Origin of the sequence: Octadecabacter arcticus 238, assembly GCF_000155735.2 — a bacterium.
GTDB classification, from domain to species: Bacteria; Pseudomonadota; Alphaproteobacteria; order Rhodobacterales; family Rhodobacteraceae; genus Octadecabacter; species Octadecabacter arcticus.
Genome location: NC_020908.1, coordinates 4,049,489 through 4,069,057 on the forward strand (window position 1 = coordinate 4,049,489; position 19,569 = coordinate 4,069,057).

Annotated in this window: 16 protein-coding genes and 1 pseudogene; 4 read left to right on the plus strand and 13 right to left on the minus strand. The window is 51.3% G+C overall.

Annotated features, from left to right (window positions below; translation table 11 throughout):
* Positions 1 to 6: 6 nt before the first annotated feature.
* Both OA238_RS20930 and OA238_RS20935 read right to left on the minus strand, forming a co-directional pair.
* Positions 7 to 816, minus strand: coding sequence for a hypothetical protein (locus OA238_RS20930; protein ID WP_015496746.1), 810 nt, complete (start codon positions 814 to 816; stop codon positions 7 to 9).
* Entirely contained in the window at positions 800 to 1,969 is a 1,170-nt protein-coding gene (locus OA238_RS20935; protein ID WP_015496747.1) for a tyrosine-type recombinase/integrase, read from the minus strand. Before OA238_RS20935 ends, OA238_RS20930 begins: the two co-directional genes overlap by 17 nt.
* 553 nt (positions 1,970 to 2,522) lie before the next feature.
* Here OA238_RS20935 and OA238_RS20940 point away from each other — a divergent pair.
* On the plus strand, positions 2,523 to 2,891 hold the full coding sequence (locus OA238_RS20940) for a hypothetical protein (protein ID WP_015496748.1): 369 nt from the start codon (positions 2,523 to 2,525) through the stop codon (positions 2,889 to 2,891).
* A 379-nt stretch (positions 2,892 to 3,270) separates the two neighbouring features.
* Here OA238_RS20940 and OA238_RS20945 read toward each other — a convergent pair whose 3' ends face one another.
* The 7 genes from OA238_RS20945 to OA238_RS20975 form a co-directional block, all read right to left on the minus strand.
* Complete coding sequence (locus OA238_RS20945; protein WP_015496749.1) at positions 3,271 to 4,866, minus strand: tetratricopeptide repeat-containing sulfotransferase family protein; 1,596 nt, start codon at positions 4,864 to 4,866, stop codon at positions 3,271 to 3,273.
* Positions 4,867 to 4,967: 101 nt separating this feature from the next.
* Positions 4,968 to 5,720 (minus strand): outer membrane protein, encoded by a 753-nt coding sequence (locus OA238_RS20950; RefSeq protein WP_015496750.1) that lies wholly within the window; start codon positions 5,718 to 5,720, stop codon positions 4,968 to 4,970.
* Positions 5,721 to 5,958: 238 nt separating this feature from the next.
* Positions 5,959 to 7,107: a hypothetical protein gene (locus tag OA238_RS20955; protein ID WP_015496751.1), complete on the minus strand. Its 1,149-nt coding sequence runs from the start codon at positions 7,105 to 7,107 to the stop codon at positions 5,959 to 5,961.
* A 168-nt stretch (positions 7,108 to 7,275) separates the two neighbouring features.
* Entirely contained in the window at positions 7,276 to 7,497 is a 222-nt protein-coding gene (locus OA238_RS20960; protein ID WP_044037292.1) for a hypothetical protein, read from the minus strand.
* Between the two features lie 130 nt (positions 7,498 to 7,627).
* A complete protein-coding gene (locus OA238_RS20965; protein WP_338042801.1) occupies positions 7,628 to 7,897 on the minus strand; it encodes a helix-turn-helix domain-containing protein in 270 nt (89 codons plus the stop codon).
* A 51-nt stretch (positions 7,898 to 7,948) separates the two neighbouring features.
* On the minus strand, positions 7,949 to 8,710 hold the full coding sequence (locus tag OA238_RS20970; protein ID WP_015496752.1) for a hypothetical protein: 762 nt from the start codon (positions 8,708 to 8,710) through the stop codon (positions 7,949 to 7,951).
* 243 nt (positions 8,711 to 8,953) lie between these two features.
* Positions 8,954 to 10,141, minus strand: a complete 1,188-nt coding sequence (locus tag OA238_RS20975) for a site-specific integrase (RefSeq protein ID WP_015496753.1) — start codon at positions 10,139 to 10,141, stop codon at positions 8,954 to 8,956.
* A 1,138-nt stretch (positions 10,142 to 11,279) separates the two neighbouring features.
* Between OA238_RS20975 and OA238_RS20980 the strand changes: the two genes are divergently transcribed.
* Positions 11,280 to 12,146 carry a DMT family transporter gene (locus OA238_RS20980; RefSeq protein WP_015496754.1) on the plus strand — a complete coding sequence of 289 codons (867 nt, stop codon included), beginning with the start codon at positions 11,280 to 11,282 and terminating at the stop codon, positions 12,144 to 12,146.
* A 772-nt stretch (positions 12,147 to 12,918) separates the two neighbouring features.
* Here OA238_RS20980 and OA238_RS20985 read toward each other — a convergent pair.
* Positions 12,919 to 13,551 carry a hypothetical protein gene (locus OA238_RS20985; protein ID WP_044037293.1) on the minus strand — a complete coding sequence of 211 codons (633 nt, stop codon included), beginning with the start codon at positions 13,549 to 13,551 and terminating at the stop codon, positions 12,919 to 12,921.
* 224 nt (positions 13,552 to 13,775) lie between these two features.
* Positions 13,776 to 14,837, minus strand: a pseudogene (locus OA238_RS35215) (IS30 family transposase).
* Positions 14,838 to 14,901: 64 nt separating this feature from the next.
* Between OA238_RS35215 and OA238_RS21000 the strand changes: the two are divergent.
* Positions 14,902 to 15,447, plus strand: coding sequence for a sodium-dependent bicarbonate transport family permease (locus OA238_RS21000; RefSeq protein ID WP_083906796.1), 546 nt, complete (start codon positions 14,902 to 14,904; stop codon positions 15,445 to 15,447).
* A 234-nt stretch (positions 15,448 to 15,681) separates the two neighbouring features.
* On the opposite strand, the gene OA238_RS21005 is transcribed toward OA238_RS21000, so the two are convergent.
* Both OA238_RS21005 and OA238_RS21010 read right to left on the minus strand, forming a co-directional pair.
* Positions 15,682 to 16,962 carry an MFS transporter gene (locus tag OA238_RS21005; protein ID WP_015496756.1) on the minus strand — a complete coding sequence of 427 codons (1,281 nt, stop codon included), beginning with the start codon at positions 16,960 to 16,962 and terminating at the stop codon, positions 15,682 to 15,684.
* A gap of 255 nt (positions 16,963 to 17,217) precedes the next feature.
* Positions 17,218 to 17,532: a hypothetical protein gene (locus tag OA238_RS21010; protein ID WP_015496757.1), complete on the minus strand. Its 315-nt coding sequence runs from the start codon at positions 17,530 to 17,532 to the stop codon at positions 17,218 to 17,220.
* Positions 17,533 to 17,946: 414 nt separating this feature from the next.
* Between OA238_RS21010 and OA238_RS21015 the strand changes: the two genes are divergently transcribed.
* A complete protein-coding gene (locus tag OA238_RS21015) occupies positions 17,947 to 19,482 on the plus strand; it encodes an FAD-binding domain-containing protein (protein WP_044037295.1) in 1,536 nt (511 codons plus the stop codon).
* The last annotated feature ends 87 nt before the right edge of the window (positions 19,483 to 19,569 follow it).

The window sequence follows — 19,569 nt, forward strand, 5'->3', positions numbered from 1 at the left end:
TCACTCTTACGATAAAGGCGTACGGACTTCACGAATGGCAGTCACAATCTGAGATCGACTTGTGCTGGGCGAAGCAACTGCCATGATGCCCGCCACGGCATCCACCAAGTTTGATATCGTGTGGTTCACTTCTTTGAAGTGCATCCCCTCAGTAAAGACATGAACGCTGTTTGCCTCCCAAAAGGGGCGCAGCGTTTTAAGAAATTCTTGTAGGGCGTGTTCTTTGGGAAGGGCGCGTGCCTTTGAGCGTGTACGCCATTCTTGCATACGACTTGCAAATTCTTCGTCAGTTTCGAGATCGATAGAGTTTTCGCCGTCAAACCCTTCTAAGATATGTCGTTTGGGTTGGCGATTGCTCGTTCCCTCAAGGCACACCTGCAAATCCACCAAGAGCTCTCGGTACGCAGCGAAAATATTTTGGCCTGTTGAGATCAAATCACGCAAAGTTTGGCCGTCATCGAGCTTGTAGAGCGTGGGAAGGTTTTTGATAGTATCCTCAAGCCGACCCTCCAATCCCGAATAGTCCTGAAGTATCGAAAGATTGTCATAAAGCTTTGCTGCGTTGCTAGCCGCCTCTTCTAGTGCTTTGTTCTCAGCGCTTTCTGAAGCAAGATCGTCGTGGTTGAACCACGCCCATTTGAACGCTTTAAGGGCTTCGGTTAAAGCTAGTCGAGTTAAGTTGAGGCTGTCATCGTCATCTGAAATTCCAGCTAGTAAAACAAAGTTTTCCACAAGTGTGGGCGTCACAAGGCCTTCAACTATTGCATCTTCTCTTTCGTACCATTGTTTAACCACATGCTTATTTTTCGTCATCATTCCGCCCCATGTATCCTAACATCGCGTCCGTTGCTTTGTTTACTGAGTCCCGTACAGGATCAAGGTTAAGGCGGGCATAAACAGCAGTGGATTGCTGGCTGCGGTGGCCTAATGATTTGCCGATGATGTAGCTGTTGGCTCCAGTCGCGGCCTGCCAGCTTCCCAAGGTGCGGCGTAGGTCGTGAATACGCAGATCGGCAATGCCAGCCTCTTTCAATATCCGCATCCAAGCCTTCTTTGGGTCCGCCAGATGTCCCGAGGCCCCGTCGCCGGGGAACACCCACGGGCTGAGAGAATGCAACTTGCGTTCTTTTAAGATTTCCATTGCTTGCGGCGATAGATGCACAATCTGCGGGTCATCATTCTTGGTGCGAGCAATCCGCCATGTTTCACCGTGAAAGCTGATCTCGTCCCACCGCATAGCAAGGGTGTTGGATTTACGCGCCCCTGCCAAAAGCGAGATCATAAAAAAATCACGTGCTACCTCATTTGGTTCATTCGACAGAGCTTCAAAAAAGCGTGGCAGTTCTTCAGGCTGTAAGAACCGATCACGGCTTTTTTCACGGTATTTTTTAATCCCAGTTGCGGGGTTCACACCGTTCCACCCCCAATCAGTCGCCTTGCTAAAGATCGACCGTATGCGTTCCAAAAGGCGGTTGGCCTGATAAAGCCCGTTTTCCTTGCCGACTTTAGCGTGAAGTCGCTCCACCTCCGGTTTTTCGATGCTGGAGATTTTGCGTTTGAACCAATGTTTGAGGAACTTGTTCACCTCACGCTCATCATAGGCCCAAGACCGTTTATGTACCTTTGAATGCTTTTCCAAATATTCGGTAAAGAGCGCACCAAAGGTCATTTCATCACGGATCGAACGCTTGGCCTTTTGTGGGTTCTCTCCCATTGCGATCTCGCCCTTGGCGCTGGCGGCCAGCTTTCGAGCATTCTCAACTGTGAGATCAGGGAACTTGCCCAGCAAGAGCCGTTCTGGGCGTCCATCAATGCGCTTGTAGAGATAGAAGGACTTGCCGCCCGCTGGCGTCACGGCCAGCACGAGGCCCTTTTCCTTGCCGTCGTAATAGTAATCCCGCTTGCCCTTGGCGGCTGGTGCTGCCCCCGTCAGCGCCGCTTTCGTGAAGTTGATTTCAAAGCTTGCCATTCTTCTCTCCCAATGTGCGGTGCTACACTGGTGCTACACTGAAGGGCAAATATGAACAATCCAGAGAGTCTCAGAGCAAAGTCACATAGTTTATAAAATGTTGATATGTATACAGTAAAATACTTACAGCAATGTTGCGCAAACATTAGACTGTTAGACTCATAACCTGAAGGTCGTTGGTTCAAATCCAACTCCCGCAACCAAGTCTTACTAACGATTACAACGTGTTAAGAGCCACCTTCGGGTGGCTTTTTGCGTTGGTGCTTAAGCGCTGGAAGCACTGTGGAAGCAGCAGGCGCAGGTTGAGCACTGTGGCTGACAGGCAACGCGCAAGCGTTATAGAGTTCAGCGCAACTACACGTGCAATCCAACGGCTCAGACGCTGACGCATGCTTTAATACAAAATGCCGTTGTTAGTCGCGTCCCGGCGAAAACAACGTGGATTCTCCAACGGTTAAAATCCCGTAGGTTAGACGTTGGGAACCGTTCGTTTCACCGTTGCCAACGCTGGCTGAACGGTTCCCGAAAACTCATAAATTCAAGGGAACATAAAATGACATCACAATTACAAAATGCAAAGCTTGGGCTAATGCTACCTGCCATTTTAAACCCAGCTACTGCAGCCGCTGTTGGCATCGGGCTAGGATTGCTTTGGTTGCTTCGTGACGATGAGCAAGAAGTAATCGTTGATGACTTGCCAATCAAACTACCAAATTCGGCTGTGACTGCCGTTATGCAACCAGTGCGAGCCGTTGATCAACGACTGTGTGAACCAACACTGGAAGCCTACGACGCTGAGATCGTTCCGATACCTGAAGCCAATCAAAAAGAAGCAATCCGCAGCGCAATGTCAGAACTCGGAAAACGCAGTGCGATGGCTCGAGCTAAGAAGAAAGCCAAACTGGCAAATGCGGTGGAGTGACTGAACGTTAGGCCGCTAGCCGATCGATTCTGTTGGGCAGCTAGCGGCCTTTTCTGATGGAAAACCCCAGTACTAGGCGTTCAGGTTAGATTTTTTGGAATGATATTCTGGTTTTAAGATTCTGATGGTACTTTTAGGTGCTTTTTTGATGAGCTTAGAACAACTTTCTATTTTCTAAAAATTTGCAGACGCAGCAAAGAGTTTTTCCGCACAATTAGCCCATAGTTACCAGTGCTGCTTGTAAGAACTTTGGTATTTCACTCTCGTCTTGGCTAATAGCTGCACCTAACCTCAAATGCCGGATATTACAGGGGACAGTCAAAATGCGTGGTGCTGCGATTGTGCCCCAATTTAACAGCGAGCTGAGCAACTACGCCTCTCAGTTTGCAGGTTGGTTGCTGACTAAATCTCCGAGAGCAGACCTCAATGGCGCAATAGCGTCACCATAGCGGGCCCATCGCTTGATAGAGGTCGTGTAGATGGGTTGGCGCACCTGCCAACGACTTGGCGTCCGGACAGTACGTTCTGTCTCATAAAATGAGAGGCTCGCTGGATTCCAAGGCAGGCCAATGAAGTCAATAAGTGTACGGGCACGATGCTCCAAATTTTCCACTGTATCTTCATACTGCATTCGTAGGATTTTGTTTGGCAGTACCGTCTGCCATTGTTTAATGAGCCTGTCATATTCTCGGTAGTATCGCCCAACAGTGACCAAATCAGCATTGTAACCGTGGCTTTCCGAAAATTGGTGCATGAAGCACGACAAACAGTTGTCCATCGGATCGCGGTTGCAATTCACAATTTTTGCATTCGGGAAAATCAGTGTGATGAGCCCCAGAAATTCGTAATTATGGGGCATCTTATCCACGACACGCAGCGCCTTGCGGTCGCGCTTTTTCAAAACAGACAGGTATCGTTCCGCCAACTTTTGTGTGTCTCTTTTCGTCATTTTCAGCATGGCGTCGGCCAGTGCTGTCGGTTTCGCAACGGAATGGCCAAGCGATGCTGCGATTTCGTGCATCTCCGTCAGTTCCCCCGCACCGTAAATTTCAGGATGGCTCGCACATATTTGTTCGGTCAGCGTTGTGCCGGAGCGTGGCATACCCACGATAAATACGGGACGGTCGGACGTGCTACCGAAATCCGACCGTTCTGCAAAAAATTCAGGTGTCAGTGTATTGGACAATGCATCGTAGAAACTACGGTGGCGTTCGATATCAAACTCTGAACTCTGAAATGTCTTTGCGGTTGAAAAGTGCGCAATGGCATCACCATAGCGACCTTGATCGTTCAGGATCTTACCTGCGGCGTGATGTAAGCGGTTTAGCGAGATATCAGGCGTATCCTGCTCTTTGATCCGGTGCAGGATAAGCCCAAGCTCTGGGGCATCGGTTTTGAACTTACGGGACGCGGCGAGCCCAACAAGGGCTTCGAGATTGCCGGGGTCTTCGCTCAGCAGACTTTCAAACATGTCTGCCGCAGCATCCGCCTGACCATTATCGATCAGCAAGTCGGCGAGGTTCTGGCGCGCCATAAGCGATGTTGGCTTAAAATCCAGCGCTTTGCGCAATAATCTCTCGGCCTCGACACCATTCAAAAGTAATCTGTGCGCCTTACCCAGATTGCAAAGCGCCTCAACGAAGTTGGGCTTAGCCTGAAGCGCCTTCAACAGATATTGTCGCGCTTTCTCATTCTGTTTCAAGCGCAGGAGGAGGTTGCCCATATTGTTATTGATGATTGGATCACGAGGCGCTCCACGCAGCGCTTTTCGGAAATAATCCAAAGCGGTTTTGGTCTCATTCGCCTCAATTGCGAGTGTGCCCATCAAATTCAACGCTTGGGCATTGCGCGGTTCTGTGCGCAGAACCGTTTGATATATGCGCTCAGCTTCAAGGTATTTTCCGTCGCGCTGCAAATCGACCCCAATCTGAAGGGTACGCAGCATGGTGTCCTCGGTCGGGCGTTTTACTGTCATGGGATCACCGACTTTTGCACTGCAGGCACTGCCTTCAGTCAAGTTGCATCACCCGAGGGGCCACACCATTGCGGCCCCTCGGGTTTTTCAAAGCTCTAAAGTCAGAAACTGTAAGCCAAACCGACCTGAATGCTGTGAGTGCCAACATCGCCGTTTTCATAGATACCATAGGGGGTAGGAAGGTGTATATCGACAAAATCAATGCCGCGAACGTACTTGTATCTATAGGCAATATCCAGCGCCAGAGTCTCGGAAATATCATAGATCGCGCCAACGCCAATCTGCCCTGCCAGCTTAGTCTCGCCCGGACCATAGCCAAATTTATTTGCTTGATAGGGGAAGAAATGTGTGTCGGCGTCGACCTTCGCCACACCGATACCACCGCCAACATAATAGTTGAGCAAACCACTTGTTGGGATGTCGTACCAGACGTTTGCCAAAAGATAGGTGGCATCGAGGTCGCCGCTCGATTCTTGGTATCCACTGAAATAACTGCCGCCACCATACGTGTAGCTCACTGTTTCTGCTGGGAAATTTGAAAAAGACAGTTCGCCTTCCACTCGGATCTGATCACTAACCCGCTTACCGAATGTCAGGCCCGCCACAAAACCTGACCCAAATTCGAGTGTATATGTGGAGCTAGAAAATTCAGTTACAACATCGGAGACATGACTGGCTCCAGCAAAAACCGACACATACCAGTCCCCTGATGGCCGAGGTACATCAGCCATTGGCGCGATCGAAACTGGCTCGACGACTACAGGATCAAGATTGCCCGCAAAGGCTGGTGCGCTAAAGATTAAGAGAGTCGCGCATGCCGCCACGCTCTTTTTTGTTAGTTTAAATTCTGTCATAATAACTTTCAAAATGTAAGGAATTAAAATTTCTTACTTTCCACCTTGCTTTGCAAGCCATTTTTTCATTACTTTCGAAATGAGATAATTTTGAGATAATCGCTCCGAGTTCGCCTACATGATTCAAAATAATTCACAACAACTCCTCTAGGTACAGGCGCCGCAAAATTCGGCTTTTCCCGCTTAGGTGACATCGGTGCAAGCCGCAGCGAACGTCGGCTTTCCGCCCTTTATCGCCTTATGTCCACCGATACCGCCCACTGGCCTTCTGCAAACGCTCATCTAGCGTCTTTGAGTGTTCTTCGCTGTAACGCAGCAATGCATCCACATGGCTTTCCATGAAGCCTTCAAACTCATCCGGAGCAACTTCGGAGATTGCTGCACGGCTAACGAATAGCCCCAGAAGTTGGCGATCTAGTTCGCGCATCTTCGCGATCTTATTTGCAAAGATCACTTGGTTGGGTAACACGCCACAACAATGCACGGCGAGATTGTTGCGGATGTTATCATCGAACAAGTGCCACAACTCATGCGCAGGCCATCTCCCACGGTTGCTGTCACTGTTTGGAATGCAGTAGCGCAACCGTCCCAATGCATCATTGTAGGCATCGCCAAGCGTATCGCGCAGGTCTTGCCACGTGTGCATTTCAAATTTACCGCGCAGTTGCTTTTGGCCTAATCGCAACTCGAACCGCCAGATTTGGCTCTGGTCAGGGTCAGAAAGGTTGAGTGGGTCTTGGCCACAGACTTTGCGCTCTGCGTTCCAAATTTCTAACCATCCGTCCTTGGCCTTTTGCATGACCTCTACGCGCTTGTCATAGATCGCCAGTTGTCGATTGTTTACAGCTCCCGCACGTAGGCCTGTAACTCGCCCTCCTGTGGCTTGTGTGGCCGTCTCATCGATCCCAGTGTATTCTGTGACCTTGGTGCCGGGAGGCGCGACTAAGGCCAGCCTGTCAGGCTCGAACCATGGGGCGAGCATATCCACCGCATAGTCGACGCGAGAGACACGAAGCAGGTGTTCAGCATATGGAATGGCCAGTACCGTCATTATTTCACGAAAATGCTGCTCGGCGTGATCTATGCCGCCAGTTGCCAAACCAAACGCCCGAAAATCAACGGTCACGCCGGGATTGTTTGGTATGCGGTCTTCTGGGTCTTGGAACATCCAGATGGCCCCAAGTTCGCCCGTGTGACAGTTGAAATTGTGCCCACCGTTCTTTGTGACGGATAACGTAATATCACCAAATGACACGTCACAGTCGTTGAACGATTGTTTGGCATGGGCTTTGGCCTCAGCTAATTCTTTGCGCAGCTCCGGCGTGATCTCAGTCTGAACGGTGAAACGTAGTCCATCTAAGCCGCTATGTAGGATTTGTGCGTCCATCTTCGCTGACCTTCGCTTTTGTATTCGTGGAGGGGGGTGTTACATGACCCCCCTTTGTTACGAGATAACTCGTTGTAGGTTTGAGGATATTAGGGGAAGTTTGCCGGAATTGGTGCCTCCGGCGGGGCCGCTTAGGTTTTGGGGCCGGGCTGTTGCCCGGCTTAGTTGTTATGACTGGACGCTCAGTTGTCGACTGATCCAGATTTCAGCGCGTTCAGCGCACTTGGCGACATTCAAAAGGTCAGAGTGGAAGTAGCCCGAAGTGTTTTTCCAATCGCCGTCGCCGTTCTTGTAGGACCGGGCAATATCGACTGAATACGACCCTTCATTTTTCCAGATGGTTGCAGTCGTAAGGCCCAGTTTTATTTTATGAGCAGGCATATTTGACATTTCATGTCTCCATTTTTTGAAATTAGTAGGTAAAGGGGGGAAGGCGCGGAATACCATTTGATCCCGCGCCCTGAAGAGCCAACCGGCCCCAAAAACCCGCACGGTGCAGCCAAGCCCGCGCGGGCAAAACTCAATTTCCTGATGTGTTCTTGCGCATCCGCGTTTCTGCCCAATCACTCAGATCACGGCGACGGTAGCGCACCGAACGGCCCGGCTTGTAGAACTGCGGCCCAAAGCCAGACACACGCCATTTCTGCAATGTGCGAATACTTTGGCAAAGAAAGTCTGCGGCCTTCGTTTCATCAATAAAGCCGTCCAGATAGTCGAGTGCGGCTTGGTTGTTAGCTTTTGTTTGAATAGTCTGGTTCATCATTTGCCCCTTTTGCTTTCTGATGCTCACCTTTTCTCTCAACTACAAAGCAGTAAATAGGGCAGTAAATTGATGAAGAATTTACTGTTTATTGGTTTTCCTTAACTCGTTGAAAAGAGGGGCGAAATGGGACCGAATCCCTTCGTCACCCAACTTATGAGCTTTTGGGTAAAGGTCTGGATGTGCATTTCTCATATGTTCGCGGACTAGGCGAAAGTGGGGTTTTGCCGGTTCATTAATGTCTATTTTGCCGGATTTTTCCAAAGCGGAAAACGCTTCCTGGATGTGTAGCTTCATCGACGGCCTTCCAACTGGACGCTTGTCTAACTCAGTGTGTGTCGACTGTACCGCGATAAGTTTGTCGCGAAGTTGCTTTGAAAGAATCCGGATTTCGATGAACTCAAGTCCTTGAGCCGATAGGCAAGCCTTGTTCCATTTGATGTGACCCTTCCAGTAAGCAGATGGGATTTCTAGAGACTGACTATCTAGTCGTCGTGGCGGCTCAAAGCCGTAGGCAAAAAGATTACCATGCTCTAAATGATGCAGAACAAATGCGCGCATTCGGTTGTCCAATTCCATGCGTGCAGACAAAATTGGGTTTGAAGCACCCATCATTGCATTCACTACTTCCCAACTGGTTAAACCTGAAGCCGCCGTTTCTTCGGCCGCTTTGGCTATGAGCTCACTTGCCGAAACACTGTGAAGGCGTTTGTGTTCTTCTTTCTCTGATTTTGGAGCATAGGCGTAAGGTGCTCGGCTGAGATGCATCCCTCTGTTCCAAAGGTCATTTATGGGATTTGTCTTTGGGGCCATGGCTCGCATTTCTATATTTAGGGCATTCATGTACTACCTCACTTACGGGCGGATCATGTCGCTTTTACTCGGAAGTAACGTCAGTTTCTGCTTGTTGTTCCTTTGCGTAAGGTAGGTGACGAAACTTTGCACGCAACCTAGGTGGTTCAAAATTTGCATCACCAGTATTTAGTGGCGCAGTGATTGTTTCTGCGGTTTTCCTGCCAACGTATCAGGGACAGAGTGTCATTGATGCTGCCCTACTAAACGTACGTATGGAAACGTGTGTTAGGGTTAGCCTACGATACGTAAGCTGGGCGCTGGTAGCATTGTCCCGCCAACCAAAGCGTTTAATCGTTCAGCATTTTCTTCAGCCGCTTTCTTGACCGGATCGTCCGCCAAATGCGCATACCGCATGGTCGTCTGAATTTGGGTGTGTCCCAACAATCGCCCCACCATCTGAATTGGCATTCCTGAAGATACTGCGTTTGAAGCGTAGGTATGCCGTAAGTCATGGATACGGACCCCGGTTAAACCCGCACGCTCTCTAATCCGCCGCCAAGGATGCTGGAAGTCCGTTGCGTGCTTGCCCGCGACCTTACCGACGATCACGTAGGGATTACCGTCGACACGAGCTAGGGTGCTTAGAACGGCGCGTGCTGCACTTGGTAGGGGAATACGCCTTGCACCCGTTTTGGTGTCGGGCAATTCCATGCCTTGGTCAGTGATGAAGCCCCATTGCAGGGTTTGTATCTCGCCAAGACGGCAGCCCGTTAGGATCAACAAACGAAACGCGGCGATTATATGCGGCGTTTCGGTGCCGTTCAGTTCTGCATCTGCCAAGACATTTCCTAACCGCTGCAATTCAACTTGGCTTAGATAACGCTCGCGCTTGTGTTCGCGGTATTTCGGGACATGGCGGCACGGGTTTGAACCGTCTGGCCGCAAGCCCCAGATTTCGGCCAAGTTGAACATCTTGGACAATACACCAAGCGTCCGGTTTGCTTGATAGGGCTTGTCGCGGAATTTGTGGTGCAGTTCCGCGACGTCTTTGCGTTCAAGGTCGACAAGCTTGAAGCTTCCAAGTGCTGGATTAATGAACATATCAATGGCGCGGCGGTACTCGCCTTGCGTGCTAGGTTTGCAGCGCTCCATAACATGCGCTTGAAAGAACCGTTCACAAAGGGCGGCAACGGTTGGTGCCTTGCGGTGTTGTGCGATGTCTTCCGCTGGGTTTTCACCCTTCGCCACGTCACCTAAAACCTCTTTCGCAAGCAACCGTGCCTGTTCAACCGTTAAAGTGCCGTGACGCCCGAGCGATATTCGGCGCGTGCGCCCACCTTTGCGATATTGTGCCTGATAAGTCTTGGCCCCGGATGGCATAATCCGTACGCCAAATCCTGCAATCAAAGTGTCCCAAACGAAGTAATCTTTGGCTTCTGGGTCGAGCGCATCAACGGTTCGTTTTGTCAGCTTAGGCATGGGTCATCCCTTCAATGTGACGCGATCCGTGGAAGCACTGTGGAAGCAAGCGGACGCGAATTGTAGGGTCATCCGTAGTGAGGGAGCGCACTGGCCGTCAATTAAAAATAAGTGATTCCAATAAGATAGGGTATAAGGGCGCAATTAGGCGAAACCCATGCGGAGTGGTGGGGGCTATCTCATAACCTGAAGGTCGTTGGTTCAAATCCAACTCCCGCAACCAAGTTCTCTGAATAATACCAAGGCCTTAGGCCTCGCATCACGCGGGGCTTTTCGCTTGTCCGCATTCCATGTCAACGCCATGTCAACGTTTGGCGAGTCGCACTCGCCAAAAAGCCATATCAGGTGATAATCGCCGGCTCTCGATGACAATCGCTCGTGTAGCCGTTGTTCGCTGAAGTCGCGCGCGCTCTGGGCCGACGCAGACCATATCCAATCAGCAGCAGTAAGATTGATCGCCGCAAAATGTGCGGAGGATACGGTTCTAATCTCGGCATCATCTTACAAGGCGCTACCAACCGTCGAGGCCCTTGGCATCCGGTCGCAGCCCTGACTTTTGCGGGTGCAGTATTCGACATGCTTGGCGGAGAGCAGACGGTCGCTGCGTTCGCAAATTGAACTCATGCTTTCTTGAAAGTGGCAATTGGAGCCGATGTTATTCGACAATAAGAATCAGTTGTTTGGTCAGTGCCCATCGCAGCAACAAAGAGCCTAATTGATGTCGGTTGGCCTTGAGAGACCTTCCACTCGACCTTGGAGGTGTCAACGCCTGAGCAAAACTGCGCCAATACGCCGGAGCAATAGTGCTACATTTGGCTGATTTTAGCCGGAATAAATGTGCGATGTTTACGGCGGTTCCATTATTTACAAGGGAACATATTTAACTCTATGAATGTTGTTTGGCAACTAAATCGAGGGATTTTTCCCAAGGTATAGGCCTGTCTCTCGCCTTGAGACCTAAAATTCGAGCGGTGCATAGGGGAAGTATCAAAACAAACGCACCTCCCGTCAGGACGGCTTGATTTGAGCGAAAAAAAGCCGCTACGGTCAATTGATCCCATTTTACTTGGGGAAAGTCTGTTAGGGCGTGATTGATGTTCCCACGTGCGGGAAAACCTCATAAAAGTTAGCCCTTTCAATGTCACGTCCAGTTTGGCTTCTCCTTGCACCCGTCCTGTTCCTGATCCTGTGGTCGGGTGGTTATGTCGTCGCCAAAGTAGGGCTGCTGCATGCTGCGCCTATGGCGATATTGGCGATGCGCTATGCCTGCGTAATCGTCATTATGACCGTGCTTTTTATGATTTTCCGCCCGCCTTTGCCCACCAAGCACATCGACTGGTTGCATTTGGCCATCGTAGGCATCCTGATCCAAACTGTCTATTTCGGACTAACATATCTGGCGTTTGTGAACGGTGTGGCTGCGGGAACCGCTGCGTTGATGATGATCTTGCAGCCGATCCTTGTGGCGCTGATCGCGCCAAAATGGAGCGGTGAGAGGATCGGTTGGCGGCAATGGGGCGGGTTGCTGATTGCTTTGGCGGGGACAACGGCAGTTATAGCCTCGCGGCTAGACATCGGGCCGCCTCCGGTGCTGGGGTTCGTGTTTGTCCTGCTTGGGTTAGCAGGAATTACCGGCGCTACGCTTTGGGAAAAACGCTTTGGCCTGTCGCATCATCCGATCACCGCAAACCTAATTGGTTATGCGGCTGGGCTGATCTGCCTGTTGCCATTCCTGTATCTGGAAGACGCACAACCGATCCTTTGGGATTGGGAGTTTTTTGCCGTGATGGTCTATCTAGTCATTGGTAATTCGGTGATCGCTGTGGGTTTGTTGTTGTCGATGATCCGCGCAGGCGAGGTCGCGCGCGTTTCAACCTTACTGTTCCTTGTCCCACCCGGTGCCGCGCTGGCCGCTTGGTTGGTTCTGGACGAGGCAATGCCGTTGATCGCCTGGATCGGAATGGCAATTGCCGGGGCAGGTGTTTTGATCGCCACGCGCAAGTGAAGGACTTATCTTATTCTTTTCACAGGTCCCATGCGAAAGTAGCTCCGTTGCCTAGCCTTGAGAACACGGCCAGATAATGGTGGCGATTGGGTCGTTGGAGACCGTTCGGTAGTAGAATCATCGCCGTCTTTTCCCTGAGGCCTGAACGGATACGCGAGGCTGTGGCCTCGCATGACAAGCCTAGGACACGTATAAGTGGACGAAAAATACCATTAGCATGGATATTTCAAAAGAGACTTTGGACGTGCATCGCCTGAGCGACGGAGCAACCTCCCAATACCAACAACAGTCATTCATGCAAAGCGCAGCAAACTGATGGGTCGAGCCTATTTGTGCCAATGCTGCACCACGCAAATTTCGTCACGAAGGGCGGAAACCGGACCTTCGCTGCGCCCGCAAACTGAATTGGACAACTTGAAGAAAGCGGACGCTCGGAGCTGCGACCCTGTCTCTCCAGTGTGCAAACGCAGCTACGGGAGCTCTCTTTTTCGACGACCTCATGTGGTCCAGTCATTAAATCATCATGCTGATGCTGCTGGACTCATTTGTTCAGTGTCGAAAGACAAACATCCAAATGTGATGATAGACGAACTTGTACGATACCCTGATACTGATCGACAACTTTCAGCCAAGTTTTGGGTCCCTCTGAACATCTACTAAGGAACGCTGCGAAACGCAGTTTTAATTTTGTAATGGACCTTCAACCTGAAGTTCTGTGCAAATACAGTGAAGCTGTAAGAAAAAACGCTCAAATCAGACTCGTTGTATAGCATCAAAAGCTTTTTAAAGCTTGGGCACGTTGATCTTTGTGATCGGAGAATTCAAACGCTTTGAAAGATACGCAGTTATTTCTTGTAAGATGCCAAACCATACATTCTCCACCGATATAAATTCGTTCATTTGCAGGTTTGCTTGCTTGGATACTGCGTTGCTGTGCCATCATCGTCTGGACCCCACGTTTGAGGTCAGTTTCCCCTTCAGGAAACTCGCATTCTGGCTTAACTCCCCAACCGGACCGTAATGTTTCGGAACGAAAATTATTGGTTGATCGTGACATAAAACCAAATGTTTCGTTTTCTTCGCTTATTCCCAAATGGTAAATTGTTGCTGTCTGGTCTTCGGCTAAGTCATATTCAGCTTGGGCAATGGCCCATATCCTGCGCAAATTCGTAGGCGCGTGAAAGGCTACATTTAAGATACCGCTCAGTACCATTCGGTCGTTCATTTGCTGGACCCACTGTCCCATTATCCCAGCGACACCAGTTCCAGCCACAATCATTCTCAAGTGCGGAAGATACATAGCTTTCGTTGAGAACACTGCCGGTGATCCGTCAGGTAGTGTTGCCAGCGTATCAGTTGCGACACTGATGCAATCAGTGTTCAACTGAAAAATTAATGATGACATAAGATGAGGATCACTTCCTTAACCTACCGTGATGCTTAGTCGTGTGTGGATCAAAAAACCGCTCGTATTTGGTTGTATTACTTGCTCCGTTAGTCAGTTAAGTAGTTGCGCCCATGTGTTCGTCCAGCACATGCACGATAGGTCGCAGCTACGTCATCACGGTGACCTAATTTTGCCAATATGGATCTTTGGTTTAAAACAATACCATGCCGCACCCCTTGGATTCAAACATCACGTGCAACGGTTGATTTGAAGGCCTCGATTTCGTCAGCCATGGCTTCAGCGGGTGTTCTCCATCTGAGGGTTTTTCTTGGACGGTTGTTCATCAGGTTTGCAACGTCGTTGAGCCATGTTTGGCTTGCACCGTTCAGGTCAGTTCCTTTGGGCATGAACTGACGCAGCAGTCCGTTGGTGTTCTCGTTGCTGCCGCGCTGCCAAGGCGCGTGCGGGTCGCAGAACCAGATATCGATCTTCAACCGTCTGGCGAGTTCGGGGTGGCAGGCCATTCACTGCCCGGCAGTGGTTTGCTTGCAAACCATGAGAGGGTCGGAGCCGCGGTCGTAGGTCATGCTCTTGCGCAAGGCCGCTGGCAGTCGTTTCATTTGGCGGGTGAAGCTGTCGAGCGCGGCCTCGGCCCCATTGCCATCCATTTTGCAAAGAATGACAAAGCGTGTCTTGCGCTCGACCAAGGTACCCACTGACGAGCGATTGAATGCGCCCTTGATGAGGTCGCCCTCCCAATGGCCGGGTACCAGTCGTGCTTCGATCTCTTCAGGGCGATTGATAATGCGAAATGATTCCGGAACCATAGCACTGCCCGCCGCTGTCCTGCGCTGGAGCCCACGCTTAGGCTTCGCTTGACGCAACGCCTCGATCATCGCCGCCTTCAGCCCGCCACGTGGCTGCGCGTAAATCACAGCTTAGATGGTCTCATGGCTCACATGGGCGGATGGATCATCAGGCTTCATGAGACGCAGTCTCTGCGCAATCTGCTCAGGCGACCAGTGCAGATGCACGAGCTTGCCATGCACGAAGCGATACAGATCGCCTCCCTCGGCAAGTTTGCGTGTGCGGCGGCAGCGCGCGCGACGGGCATCATAGGCCTGCCGCGCCGCTTGCGGGCAATAGCTGCCGTCTTCCTGCCGACCCCGCGCCAACTCACGGCAAATCGTGCTCGCCGGGCGATGCAAAAGCTGGCCGATCAACCGCTGGCTACTGCCCCGAATGTTTTCAGCGCATATCACGCCACAGTCCTCGCTGCTGAGGTGCTTGCTTCGTATGTCCATCGCAACATCCTATGCCCAAAGGGCTCTGAGTGTTGCATTTGAAACTTGAGCCTAAGCTGCGTCAATGAGCGGTCCGACACTTACCAAGAACGATAAAACACACGATTGCTCACTTACTCTGGTGCGTGGCATTATGGTCGACACATTCCGCAGCCCGGCCATTTCGGCATTAGTTGCAGGCCTCTGTCTTGGCATTCTGTCAGAGCCTGACACGGTCTTCAAAAGCTTCTACGAGCCGCTGTTCCGGGGCCTGCTGTCTATCTTGATGCTGATCATGGGCATGGAAGCATGGGCGCGGTTCGCAGGGCTTCGCAAAGTTGCACATGCCTACATCCTTTATGGGATCACGGCCCCGATCATCCATGGCCTTATGGGGTTTGGCGTTGGGTTGCTTGCCCATCAGCTTACAGGATTTTCGGAAGGCGGTGTCATCTTACTCGCGGTCATGGCGGCTTCCAGTTCGGACAACTCCAGTCCACCCACAATGCGCACAGCACTGCCAGAGGCGAATTCATCCGCCGTTATCGGAACATCAACGGGGTGGGGCACGCCAGTTTCCATTCTCAGCATCCCTTTGTTCATGGCCTTAGCTGAATTGATGATGGGATAGGGGCAAGCGACTTGGGTCGCAGTCTCGCAACAAAGACAGCTCAAGAAGCCAACCATCCAATTTTGACAAGGTAGGTCCACTTTGTCCGCTGACCGACGTTTCAGCCAACAAAAATGCTGCACCATGCGCGAATGGCCGCAATGATGGGCCGCACTGTAGCATCCTGGGGTGGATGTGAAAGGCAGTAAAGGGCCGGTTGTGATTGAATTGCCTGCTCCGGAACCACGGCATACTCTAGCCTGCCGCCTCTTCGGCTTCTGCGTTCTCGGCTGCCCAGACAGCTGCGTCACCGACCGCTACGGCGGAGGCTGTGGGCACAAGGTTCAAATACGTGTCGGTCTCGGATACCGGAAGCGCCTCGCGTTGGCTTATGCGATAAAATGCATAAACTGCGATCGCCGCGAAGGTGCCGCCAAGCACGATCCAGAAGGCGAACGGGCCGAGAGCATCCATCGCGAATCCAATGGCAATTGGGCCGATGATGGCACCCAACCCGAAGGTGAAGACCAAACCGCCCGAAGTTGCAGGCATGTCCTCAGCGGGTACGTTATCGTTGGTATAGGCCAGTAGTAGCGCGTATAGCGGCGTCGTCGTTCCACCTGCGAAGAAGGCCGCACCCATTATAGGGACAAGCGGATCGGAGAAGAGCCAGTCAGGCGGGCTTTGCGCCATCCACCCCAACCCACAGGCCACCGCGCCAAGAAAAGCCGTGCCGCAGATGACCTTACGCCGGTCCAGCCTGTCGGATAGCCAGCCGATTGGAATCTGCATCAGCAGTGCGCCGCCAAAAAGCATCGCCACGAAGAGTGAAATTTGGTTGGCACTCAGGCCGATCTCGCTCCCGAAGACCGCACCCATCCCCGACTGGCTCGCATAGATGCTACCCAGTAAGAAGATGCCGATGGTGCCGAGCGGCGAGGCGGCGAACAGCTCCTTGAGATTGCCGGGCTTTGCCACCTCGACGGGTGGTGCAGGTTGAACCGACAGCAAGATCGGTGCAAAGGATATAGAAACCAAGATCGAGGCACCGATGAACAGCACCGCATTGCCTGCATCTCCAAGCGTAAGCAGGCCCTGCGCCGCGATAATGCCCAACGTCTGAGCGAGCATATAGGCCGATAGCATCTTGCCGCGGCTCTCGTTCGTAGAGGCGTTGTTAAGCCAGCTTTCGGCCACAACATAGATGCCCGACATGCAAAATCCGATGATGATCCGTAGGACCGTCCATGTCCAAGGCTCTGGCAATAACGTAAAGGCGATCAAGCCTGCAGACATGAAACTACCCAGCGCCGCGAAGACACGCACATGGCCCACCCTCTGGATCAGGACAGGAGTGAAACGCGCACCAGACAGGAAGCCCAGAAAGTAGCCCGAGGTCACGATCGATAGTTCGGTAGAGGAGAACCCCTCAATTCCGCCGCGCAGACCCATCAATGTGAAATGCATCCCGTTGCCGAGCATGATAAGAACGATGCCTAAAAGGAGTGCCCAGACGGAGGCGAGCATTCTTATCATTTAAAGACTCCTTGCTGCAGTAGGTCGCGCTTCAAACCTACGATAAGTTAATGCTGCAAACGCAATGCCGCAACGCCGCATGCATCTCAGTTTGCGACATCGTGCAGCTTTTTGCCCATGAATCGGTCCAAATGCTGCACGATGAACGAACGGCCGGAAAGCGAAAGCTGCGCTGCAGCGTCATTACTCCTTTGCAACGGCAGCTCAGGGCCGTTCGCTACCTTCACAGTCCCCCATGTGAATAAGGCGGGGGTTTCACGCTTGGGCCGATTTTTCTGACTTATACCTGCTGATCACGGCTTGGATGCGCGGATGAACGGGGCCATACGAATCTTGTGGCTGCTCGTGTGTTACCTCAGTTGGCCTCATCACAATCAAAAGACCAGCGTGGCCGCGCGCTCTTGGTCCTATGAATTGGCGAGTCGGATGCACTTCCCAATTCTCAAATGGTTCCATCGCGTTGCGCACTTCTGATATCAGGATCCGGCACTCGATGAGCCGGTCGCGTTGCGCGATCACTCTTTGCCCGGTGCGGATCGCTGAGAGCAGTTCAGTCATTTCGGTGATCATGGCTGGGATCCTTATTTTTATCCGTCTCTTTCATCTCTATTGTCTGCGGTTATTAAATTCTATGCGACAAACCGCGTGTGGAAACAGGCCGCGAAATTGCTCTGTGTAGCCCTCGTCTTGAGCCACTTCGTGCAGAGGCATCTAGTCACCCCAAAGCCAAAACTTGGTTCGAACGGTTATGCCCAGATTATTGCAGTCAGTGTGGTCCTTATAGTGCCAAATATCCGCGCTATCCGTGTTCGACTGGCGCAGGTAGTTTATCCCCTTTGGGATTGCTCGACCACATTCCTCGCATCGGTGCCATCATCGCCAATCGTGTCGACCCATATGATCTCAACATGAGATCGCTGAATTGACGTGGAAAGTAAGCGCTGTAAAAGAGTGGCTTCAACCATAAAGAGAAATCAACATCACATGACACAGGCGCCTCGCATTGTTTGGTTTAAACGAGATCTGCGGATCAATGATCACGCCCCCTTGCTGGCTGCGTCGCGGACAAACGCACCCATCATACCGCTTTACATTGTTGAGCCTGAATATTGGCAACAACCCTTCGCATCTCGTCGCCATTGGCATTTCATCCACGATGGCCTTTGTGATTTAGACAGTGGCTTGGCTGAGTTGGGCCAACACCTTGTTGTAAAGGTTGGCGACTCTTGTGACGTGATCAAACAACTTCATTTAGATCACGATGTAAGCCACGTGTATGCACATGAAGAAACAGGAAACCTATGGACATATAACAGAGATATAGCCGTTCAGAAGCTGTGCCAGAACCATGGCATTGCACTGCATGAAGCGCCCACTAATGGGGTTGTTCGGCGGCTGCGCAGTCGAGATGACTGGTCCAAAATCCGAAACGCACGCATGGCTGAAAAGATACTGCCAAAACCAAATGCTCTAAATTCATTTCCGCCGTGCAGTTCGGATACCCTACCTGATAAAAATGACCCGATCTTTGGCAATGTACCCATTGGCAAGGTGCAAAAGGGCGGGCGAAAACAAGCGGTTGCTGATCTGCGTAGTTTTTTAAATCACCGATCTCGCCAATATCTGTACCATATCTCAGCACCTGATTCATCTGAGTTCCACTGCTCTCGCCTCTCCGCTCACCTTGCATGGGGCACCTTATCTGTGCGTGAGGTGGCGCAATCTATAGTCAAACGCCATGCCCAGTTATCGCCTGACGAAAACAAAAGCTTTGGGCGCAATCTTACGGCTTTTGGCTCTCGCTTGGCATGGCGCTGTCACTTTATTCAAAAAATCGAAGATCAACCTGAAATAGAAACGCACTGCATGCACCCTGCATTCGAAGGGCTACGTGTCGGCGAACACAATGATCTACATTTTCAAGCATGGGCGAGCGGTCAAACTGGGTACCCTTTCGTTGATGCCTGTATGCGCAACCTGACTGCAGAAGGCTGGATCACCTTCCGCATGAGAGCAATGCTGGTAAGCTTCGCCAGCTATCAACTATGGCTCGATTGGCGCGTTACGGGCGAACATCTGGCACGGCTGTTCACAGATTTTGAGCCCGGGATTCATTATAGCCAGCTGCAAATGCAATCAGGTGTCACGGGTATCAATACGATGCGTGTTTATAATCCGATCAAACAATCGATGGAGCATGATCCAAAAGGCACTTTCATTCGAAAGTGGGTGCCTGAGCTCAAGAGCGTTCCGGATGAGTTCATTCATGAACCCTGGAAATGGGAAAAGACACTGATTGACGATCGTGATTTTACGCTTGGGCAGGACTATCCTGCGCCACTTGTTGATCAAGCTGTTTCTGCGAAGGCTGCAAAACAACAGATCTCTGCCATACGGCAAAACCAGGACTTTGGGGTCGCGGCAAACGCCATTTTCCGCAAACTAGGAAGTCGAAAATCTGCTTCAAAACGCTGGAAGACGATCAAATCTAACAATAGCAATCAATTGTCATTGTTTTAAGGCAGGTCTCTTAAACCCACGAGCAGCCATTGAGGTGCCTGCAGCGAAAGTGCGCTTTGTCCCGCAAAGCCGAGCTCTGGTAAGTCA

What these genes read in the sequence shown, in the direction of transcription:
- OA238_RS20930 (WP_015496746.1), bottom strand. Translation starts at nt 816, where the DNA reads ATGATGACGAAAAATAAGCATGTGGTTAAACAATGGTACGAAAGAGAA.
- OA238_RS20935 (WP_015496747.1), bottom strand. Translation starts at nt 1,969, where the DNA reads ATGGCAAGCTTTGAAATCAACTTCACGAAAGCGGCGCTGACGGGGGCA.
- OA238_RS20940 (WP_015496748.1), top strand. Translation starts at nt 2,523, where the DNA reads ATGACATCACAATTACAAAATGCAAAGCTTGGGCTAATGCTACCTGCC.
- OA238_RS20945 (WP_015496749.1), bottom strand. Translation starts at nt 4,866, where the DNA reads ATGACAGTAAAACGCCCGACCGAGGACACCATGCTGCGTACCCTTCAG.
- OA238_RS20950 (WP_015496750.1), bottom strand. Translation starts at nt 5,720, where the DNA reads ATGACAGAATTTAAACTAACAAAAAAGAGCGTGGCGGCATGCGCGACT.
- OA238_RS20955 (WP_015496751.1), bottom strand. Translation starts at nt 7,107, where the DNA reads ATGGACGCACAAATCCTACATAGCGGCTTAGATGGACTACGTTTCACC.
- OA238_RS20960 (WP_044037292.1), bottom strand. Translation starts at nt 7,497, where the DNA reads ATGTCAAATATGCCTGCTCATAAAATAAAACTGGGCCTTACGACTGCA.
- OA238_RS20970 (WP_015496752.1), bottom strand. Translation starts at nt 8,710, where the DNA reads ATGAATGCCCTAAATATAGAAATGCGAGCCATGGCCCCAAAGACAAAT.
- OA238_RS20975 (WP_015496753.1), bottom strand. Translation starts at nt 10,141, where the DNA reads ATGCCTAAGCTGACAAAACGAACCGTTGATGCGCTCGACCCAGAAGCC.
- OA238_RS20980 (WP_015496754.1), top strand. Translation starts at nt 11,280, where the DNA reads ATGTCACGTCCAGTTTGGCTTCTCCTTGCACCCGTCCTGTTCCTGATC.
- OA238_RS20985 (WP_044037293.1), bottom strand. Translation starts at nt 13,551, where the DNA reads ATGTCATCATTAATTTTTCAGTTGAACACTGATTGCATCAGTGTCGCA.
- OA238_RS21000 (WP_083906796.1), top strand. Translation starts at nt 14,902, where the DNA reads ATGAGCGGTCCGACACTTACCAAGAACGATAAAACACACGATTGCTCA.
- OA238_RS21005 (WP_015496756.1), bottom strand. Translation starts at nt 16,962, where the DNA reads ATGATAAGAATGCTCGCCTCCGTCTGGGCACTCCTTTTAGGCATCGTT.
- OA238_RS21010 (WP_015496757.1), bottom strand. Translation starts at nt 17,532, where the DNA reads ATGATCACCGAAATGACTGAACTGCTCTCAGCGATCCGCACCGGGCAA.
- OA238_RS21015 (WP_044037295.1), top strand. Translation starts at nt 17,947, where the DNA reads ATGACACAGGCGCCTCGCATTGTTTGGTTTAAACGAGATCTGCGGATC.